Origin of the sequence: Aquisalimonas sp., assembly GCF_007120195.1 — a bacterium.
Taxonomy (GTDB): domain Bacteria; phylum Pseudomonadota; class Gammaproteobacteria; order Nitrococcales; family Aquisalimonadaceae; genus Aquisalimonas.
The window spans coordinates 1-7,133 of record NZ_SKOG01000155.1 but is presented as its reverse complement, the minus strand read 5'-3'; the positions used below and the strand labels follow the sequence as shown (position 1 = coordinate 7,133).

8 protein-coding genes are annotated in these 7,133 nt (G+C 62.7%); 7 read left to right on the top strand and 1 reads right to left on the bottom strand.

Going from position 1 to position 7,133, the window contains the following annotated elements:
- The 7 genes from QZT63_RS11670 to QZT63_RS11640 form a co-directional block, all read left to right on the top strand.
- On the top strand, nt 1–813 hold an 813-nt coding region (locus QZT63_RS11670; RefSeq protein WP_290651388.1), incomplete at its 5' end, for a tRNA (5-methylaminomethyl-2-thiouridylate)-methyltransferase.
- Between the two features lies 1 nt (nt 814).
- Nucleotides 815–1,066 carry a sulfurtransferase TusA family protein gene (locus QZT63_RS11665; RefSeq protein WP_290651389.1) on the top strand — a complete coding sequence of 84 codons (252 nt, stop codon included), beginning with the start codon at nt 815–817 and terminating at the stop codon, nt 1,064–1,066.
- A gap of 169 nt (nt 1,067–1,235) precedes the next feature.
- Nucleotides 1,236–2,651, top strand: a complete 1,416-nt coding sequence (gene glnA, locus QZT63_RS11660) for a glutamate--ammonia ligase (RefSeq protein WP_290651386.1) — start codon at nt 1,236–1,238, stop codon at nt 2,649–2,651.
- Between the two features lie 117 nt (nt 2,652–2,768).
- The gene (locus tag QZT63_RS11655) at nt 2,769–3,353 is read left to right on the top strand and encodes a DUF4124 domain-containing protein (protein WP_290651384.1); all 585 of its coding nucleotides are present in this window, start codon (nt 2,769–2,771) and stop codon (nt 3,351–3,353) included.
- Between the two features lie 189 nt (nt 3,354–3,542).
- Nucleotides 3,543–4,616: a nitrogen regulation protein NR(II) gene (glnL, locus tag QZT63_RS11650; protein WP_290651382.1), complete on the top strand. Its 1,074-nt coding sequence runs from the start codon at nt 3,543–3,545 to the stop codon at nt 4,614–4,616.
- Nucleotides 4,600–6,000 carry a nitrogen regulation protein NR(I) gene (glnG, locus tag QZT63_RS11645; RefSeq protein ID WP_290651381.1) on the top strand — a complete coding sequence of 467 codons (1,401 nt, stop codon included), beginning with the start codon at nt 4,600–4,602 and terminating at the stop codon, nt 5,998–6,000. The genes glnL and glnG overlap by 17 nt, the downstream gene beginning before the upstream one ends.
- 146 nt (nt 6,001–6,146) lie before the next feature.
- Nucleotides 6,147–6,611 carry a tRNA (cytidine(34)-2'-O)-methyltransferase gene (locus QZT63_RS11640; RefSeq protein ID WP_290651379.1) on the top strand — a complete coding sequence of 155 codons (465 nt, stop codon included), beginning with the start codon at nt 6,147–6,149 and terminating at the stop codon, nt 6,609–6,611.
- 10 nt (nt 6,612–6,621) lie between these two features.
- Here QZT63_RS11640 and QZT63_RS11635 read toward each other — a convergent pair.
- The coding region (locus QZT63_RS11635) for an NAD(P)H-dependent glycerol-3-phosphate dehydrogenase (RefSeq protein WP_290651378.1) at nt 6,622–7,133 on the bottom strand (512 nt) is incomplete at its 5' end.

The following is a 7,133-nucleotide window of genomic DNA, read 5'->3' as shown; positions in this document are numbered from 1 at the left end:
GTGGAGGAGTACAAGGATGTCGTCATCAACCCCCGCCATGGCTACGGCCAGCACCTCAATCCGTGCCTGGACTGCAAGGGCTTCATGGTCGCCAAGGCCCGGGAGTGGATGGAAGCCAACGCGTTCGATTTCATCATCACTGGAGAAGTTATTGGCCAGCGACTCAAGTCTCAATTAAAGCGCACCATGCCCGTCATCGCTGCGGAATCCGGCGCCCACGATCGCCTCTTGCGACCCTTATGTGCAAAGCTCTTGCAACCAACGTTGCCGGAGCGCGAAGGCTGGGTTGACCGCGAACAGCTCTACGACTGGAGCGGGCGCTCCCGTAAGCCGCAGATCCAGCTCGCCAAAGACCTCGGGCTCGAGGACTACGCGCAACCCGCGGGCGGCTGTTGTTTTCTCACGGATCCCAGCTATTCCCGTAAGCTCCAGGACCTTTGGTCCTTTCGAGGCGAGCGGCGCTATGAGCTCGATGACATAATGCTGTTGAAGCTAGGTCGGCACCTTCGTCCGCGCCCGCATTTCAAGCTGATCATTGCACGGGACGACGGCGAAAACCGCTTTATGCGCGGCTTTCGCCGGAAGTTCACACATCTTACTCCCACCAGTCACGGGGGTCCCCTGGCGTTGCTCGATGGCGAAGCCGAGGATGATGACCTCGAACTCGCCGCCCGCCTGGTCGCCCGTTTCAGTCAAGGCCGCGATGCGGCCCGCGTCCGGGTCGCGATTACCAGAACAGGCGGTTCACCCCAAGAGCTGGAGGTCATCCCCATGCCCGCCGCTGAGGTGCCGAAGGAGTGGTATCTTGGATGAGATGGTCATCGTCGATGCGCGCGGGTTGCTATGCCCAATGCCCGTCATCCGCGTTCAGGAGGCCATTGCTTGCCTGCCGGCAGGCAGCCGGTTGCAACTTGTGGCCACGGATCCCGGGGTGCACGCAGACGTCCCTGCCTGGTGTCGGGTCCATGGGCACGCGATCATCGCCGTGGCGAATAATGACGACGTTGCCGATACGATCCGTATGTGGATCAGGGTCGGCGGCCCCTGCGACGACGCACCGAAGTAGTGCATCACGCCGCCCTCATGCACAATACCGATGCATTCCGTGTGCGTGCATAGAGCATTTGCACCAGAAACGTACGTAACTTGCTGTCTTGCTGCGCTGGCATAGACCGTGCACGGCGAAGTGGCGAGTTTTTCCACTGAGGCATTAGTCCCACCTGGAGGTTTTAGGCATGTCACTCACCGCAGCCGACGTACTAAAGATGATCGCAGATGAGAACGTCAAGTTCGTCGATCTTCGTTTCACCGATAGCAAGGGCAAGGAACAACACGTCACAATTCCCGCCAGCACCGTCGAAGAAGACCTCTTCGAGGATGGCAAAATGTTTGACGGCTCCAGCATCGCCGGCTGGAAGGGCATCAACGAGTCCGACATGATCCTGATGCCGGATGCGCAGACCGCCACGCTGGACCCGTTCTTTGATGAACGCACGCTGAACCTGACCTGCGACATCATCGAACCTAATACCATGCAGGGCTACGGCCGGGACCCCCGCTCGGTCGCGCGCCGCGCCGAAGCATACCTGCAGTCCACCGGCTTGGGTGATATTGCCTACTTCGGCCCGGAACCCGAGTTCTTCGTCTTCGATGATGTGCGCTGGGGTGCAGAGATGAACGGCAGCTTCTACCGCATCGACTCCGAGGAGGCCGGCTGGAATTCCGAGCGCGTCTACGACGACGGCAACATGGGGCACCGGCCCAAAGTCAAGGGCGGCTATTTCCCCGTCCCGCCGGTGGACAGCCTGCACGACATACGCGCGTCCATGTGCCTCGCCATGGAAGAACTCGGGCTCAAGGTGGAAGTGCACCACCACGAGGTGGCGACAGCCGGTCAATGCGAGATTGGCGTGGAATTCAACACCCTAGTGAAGAAGTGCGACGAGGTGCAGAAACTTAAATATGCTGTGCACAACGTCGCCGCGGCCTACGGTAAGTCCGCGACGTTCATGCCTAAGCCCCTAGTGGGCGACAACGGCAGCGGCATGCATGTGCACCAGTCGTTCTCCAAAGAAGGCGTCAACCAGTTCAACGGCGATCAGTACGGGGGTCTGAGCGAGACGGCACTGTACTACATCGGCGGCATTATCAAGCACGCCAAGGCGATTAACGCCTTCGCCAACGCCTCCACCAACAGCTACAAGCGGCTGGTTCCCGGCTTCGAAGCGCCCGTGCTGCTGGCCTACTCCGCGCGCAACCGGTCAGCGTCCATTCGTGTGCCGTGGATCTCGAACCCCAAGGCCCGCCGCATCGAAGTCCGCTTCCCGGATGCGACGGCCAACCCGTACCTGGCCTTCTCCGCCATGCTGATGGCGGGCCTTGACGGCGTGCAAAACAAGATTCACCCCGGCGACGCCATGGACAAGGATCTCTACGATCTGCCGCCGGAAGAGGAGAAAGAGATTGCGAAGGTCGCCTTCTCACTGGAAGAGGCCCTCGAATCACTGGACGTCGACCGGGAGTTCTTGAAGGCAGGTGGCGTCTTCACAGACGACACGATTGATGCCTACATCGACCTGAAGGCCGACGAAGTACAGCGTATGCGCATGACCACGCATCCGGTGGAGTTCGACATGTACTACAGCGTGTGAGCGCATCACTCTGCGTCGGCGGTATCGAAACCCCCGGGCGCTGCGCCCGGGTTTCGCCTTTCCTGCCACTGACGTGACCATCTCCCGTTATCGCCGCCCACGTGCTACATTCAGGCCATGAACCTGAAGTGGCTTATATTCCTGCTGTGTCTCGCCCCGGCCGCTGCCCTTACGGGTATTTATACGTGGGTGGACGAGGACGGCGTTGTTGTTTACTCCGACGAGCCAAGAGAGGGTGCCGAGCGGCTCGAGCGGCTCGAGCCCCAGCGCGGTTTCGAGTTCCGGGCTCCGGAGCGCCGGTCACGGCCGGTGCACCAGGACGCGGAGCACGACAGCGTCTATGAGGCGGTGGAGATCACCTCACCGTCAGATGGGGAGACCGTGCGGGACAACCAAGGGCTAGTGGATGTGCGGGTCCGCCTAGAGCCTGGATTGCGCCCCGGACACTATGTCCAACTGGTACTCAACGGGGAGCCTCGCGGTGAGCCTGAGGCCGCAACAACCATCCGCCTCACCGGGGTTCATCGGGGCGAGTATCGCGTTGCTACCCGTATCGTCAATGCAGCCGGCGATACGGTTGCCGAGTCCGGCACAGTGACATTCTATATGCACCAAGCATCGCGCCTGATTCCGGGTGGGGGACCGGGGTCTCAGGGTGGCGGTTCCCAGAATCCCGGCGGCGTCGCCTTCCCTGGGAATTGAAGCCTTCCTTTTTTGCACCAAAATAGGGCACCATTTCGGTGCGGGTGCCCTAACTCCGCCCCCCAACGGTGCCAATCGTGTCCCCCGATAATTCGCCAACTGGCTGAAAGACCCGGTAATCCGTTGCCGTTGAGCGGCCGACACGCGTGCTTTCATCATTGTGGTTTGCTTCTTGCTTTAGTTCTGACCATGAGGACACGACAGCCCCAGACACCAGCCGAACGCGCAATGGAGTACATGAGCCACGGCGTGCTCCTTTTCGATGCGTGTTTCCATGTCCGCTACATCAACGGCGCCGCCGAGGTGATGTTCGCGGTGAGCGCACGGCAGGTCACGGGCCACCGCTTGCCAGCCCACGCGACCCCCTGTGCTCCGGTTCTGGAGCAGGCCGTGCGGCACGCCTTCAAGACCGGTCAGGCCTTCACGCGGCGGGAAATACTGCTGGCCGCCACCACGGACCGACGGATCACCGTTGATTTGACGGTGACACCCGTCAGTTGTGATGAAGTACTGCTCGAAATCAGTGCGCTGGATCGCCGTCTGCGCATCGCGCGCGAGCAGAACCTGATCAACCAACACCAGTGCACCCGTGAACTCCTGCGTGGACTCGCCCATGAAGTGAAAAATCCCCTGGGCGGTTTGCGCGGGGCTGCGCAACTCCTGGATCGGGAACTGCAAGCACCGGAGCTTCGTGAATATACCCAGATCATTATCGAGGAGGCGGATCGCCTGCGCACACTTGTCAACGGCCTTTTGGGCCCCAACAGCCGACCGCACAAGCGCGAGACGAACATCCACGAAGTCCTGGAGCGTGTCCGCCAGCTTGTCGCCGCCGAAGCGCCTGCTGGGATCAGCATCCGCCGCGATTATGATCCGAGTATTCCCGATTTCATCGCGGAACCGAACCAACTCATCCAGGCGACGCTGAACATCGTGCGTAACGCGCTGGAATCCTTAGGCGATCAGGGATGCATTACCCTGCGCACGCGCACCCAGCGCCAGTTCACCATCGCTGAGGTCCCGCACCGTCTGGTGATCCGCGTGGACATCATCGATGATGGCCCGGGGATTTCCCCGGATCTCCAGGAGCGCATCTTCTACCCGATGGTCACCGGGCGGCCCGAGGGCACCGGGCTCGGGCTCTCCCTCGCCCAGACGCTGGTCCATCAGCATGGCGGTCTGATCGAGTGCTGGAGCGAACCTGGATACACTGAGTTCACCCTGTGGTTGCCACTGGAGGCGGGCGATGACAACAAGGGATGACGTCTGGCTCATCGACGACGACCGGTCGATCCGCTGGGTGCTGGACAAGGCACTGCGCCAGGCGGGCATGCACACCCGCAGCTTTGAGACCGGGGACGCCGCACTGGACGCTCTCGCGGACGTGCGGCCGCGGGCGCTCGTGACCGACATTCGCATGCCGGGCCTGGACGGGCTGGCACTGCTCTCCCGTGTCCAGGAGCGGTGGCCGGAGTTGCCAGTGATCGTGATCACGGCCCACTCCGATCTGGATGCCGCCGTGTCCGCCTATCAGGGCGGAGCATTCGAGTATCTCCCCAAACCGTTCGATGTGGACGAAGCCGTGGAGCTGGTGCGCCGGGCCCTGCAGAGCGCGCAGGAGACTGGTGCCCCGGGGGACCCTGCCGTGGAGCAGACCCCAGAGATTATCGGCGAAGCCCCGGCCATGCAGGAAGTCTTCCGCGCCATCGGCCGACTCTCCTCTTCGAATATCACCGTGCTTATCAACGGTGAATCGGGAACGGGCAAGGAACTCGTCGCCCAGGCATTGCACCGGCACAGTCCCCGTCGCGACAAGCCCTTCGTTGCGCTCAACATGGCCGCCATACCCAGGGATTTGATGGAGTCCGAGCTGTTTGGGCACGAAAAGGGCGCGTTTACAGGGGCGCAACAGATGCGCCAGGGCCGGTTCGAGCAAGCTGACGGCGGTACGCTGTTTCTGGACGAGATTGGTGACATGCCTGCCGAACTCCAGACCCGGTTGCTGCGGGTGCTCGCTGATGGCGAGTTCTACCGCGTCGGCGGCCATACATCGCGCACCGTGGACGTGCGCATCATCGCCGCCACCCACCAGGACCTGGAGGCGCGGGTCGCCGACGGCACATTCCGCGAGGACCTCTTTCATCGGCTCAACGTCATCCGTGTGCATCTCCCCGCCCTGCGTGAGCGCCGTGAGGATATCCCGAAGCTGGCGCGGTTTTTTCTCCAGCAGGTCGGCGAAGACCTCAACGTGGAGGTCAAACAGTTGCGCCCGGAGGTGGAGCGCTTCCTCATGGGGTTGACCTGGGCCGGCAACGTGCGCCAACTCGAAAACACCTGCCGCTGGCTCACGGTGATGGCCAACGGCAAGGAAATCCACATGGAGGATTTGCCCCCGGAACTTCGCCACGACAAGGTCGTCGAGAGCAGCACCGATGATTGGGAGGAATCCCTGGCCATCTGGGCGGAGCGGGCACTGGCCCGGGGTGAGGAGCATATTCTCGATCATGCCACGCCGCGTTTCGAGCGCATTATGATCGAGGTCGCGATCCGCGCAACCGGCGGGCGGCGTCAGGAGGCCGCGCGGCTGCTGGGCTGGGGGCGCAATACCTTGACCCGTAAGATCAAGGAACTCGACATGAGCTGCTAGTGTCCTGTCCCGCAACCGATAGTCGTTGTCTCTTGCTTGTCGGTGCGCCTGCCAGGGCCTACGGGCGCGATGTCGACGCCACGCCTGATGCGGCTGCGCCCCGTGATGGCCTCGACAGGACACATCGCCGGGCTCAGAATCGGCACATGATCCACGTCATTCTACTGTGGCCGGAGATCCCGCCCAATACGGGCAATGTGATGCGACTGTGTGCCAATACCGGAGCACAGCTCCATCTGGTGGAACCGTTGGGTTTTCAGTTGGACGATACGCGCCTTCGGCGCGCGGGGCTGGACTACGCGGACTGGTCGCGGATCCGCGTACACCCGCACCTGGACGACTGCCTCGCTGACATGGGGTCGGTCCGCTGCCTGGCATTGACGACGCGGGCGCGAGGCCGTGTTTTCGACACCCGCTTCCGCGACAGCGATGCTTTGCTGTTTGGCCGGGAAACGGCTGGCCTGCCGGAGGATGTGTTGGCGCGCATTCCCCCCGAGCACCGGTTGCGCCTGCCGATGCGCCCGCGCAGCCGCAGCCTGAACCTCTCCAATGCCGTCGCCGTCACGGTATTCGAGGCATGGCGGCAACTGGGGTTCCCGGGTGCGGTCTGAACGCCCGCGCTCAGAATTCCGACTTGCGTGACCGCGCCATGAGCTGATCCAGGGCGTCCCCGGGGGTGCGCCCCTCATTGACCACTGCGTGGACCTGTTCGCAGATGGGCATTTCCACACCCTGCGTCGCCGCCAGCGCATGCACCTCACCGGCGGTGCGCACGCTCTCCACGGTCTGCCCGATCTCGGCCACCGCCTGCTCGAGGGACTGCCCGCGCCCCAGGGCGAGCCCGAGTCGGCGATTGCGGGACTGGTCGTCGGTGCAGGTGAGGATTAAATCGCCAACACCGGAGAGCCCCATGAAGGTTCGGGATTCCGCGCCCATGCTGGCTCCGAGCCTGACCACCTCCGCCAGGCCCCGCGTGATCAACCCGGCGCGGGTGTTGGCGCCGAGGCCCAGGCCATCGGCAATGCCGGTGGCCACCGCCAGGACGTTTTTCACCGCCCCACCCAGTTCAACGCCGATGATGTCGTCGCTGGTGTAAGGCCGGAATTGATCGCCATGGAAGGTTGCCGCGAGCT

What these genes read in the sequence shown, in the direction of transcription:
- QZT63_RS11665 (WP_290651389.1), top strand. Translation starts at nt 815, where the DNA reads ATGGTCATCGTCGATGCGCGCGGGTTGCTATGCCCAATGCCCGTCATC.
- glnA (WP_290651386.1), top strand. Translation starts at nt 1,236, where the DNA reads ATGTCACTCACCGCAGCCGACGTACTAAAGATGATCGCAGATGAGAAC.
- QZT63_RS11655 (WP_290651384.1), top strand. Translation starts at nt 2,769, where the DNA reads ATGAACCTGAAGTGGCTTATATTCCTGCTGTGTCTCGCCCCGGCCGCT.
- glnL (WP_290651382.1), top strand. Translation starts at nt 3,543, where the DNA reads ATGAGGACACGACAGCCCCAGACACCAGCCGAACGCGCAATGGAGTAC.
- glnG (WP_290651381.1), top strand. Translation starts at nt 4,600, where the DNA reads ATGACAACAAGGGATGACGTCTGGCTCATCGACGACGACCGGTCGATC.
- QZT63_RS11640 (WP_290651379.1), top strand. Translation starts at nt 6,147, where the DNA reads ATGATCCACGTCATTCTACTGTGGCCGGAGATCCCGCCCAATACGGGC.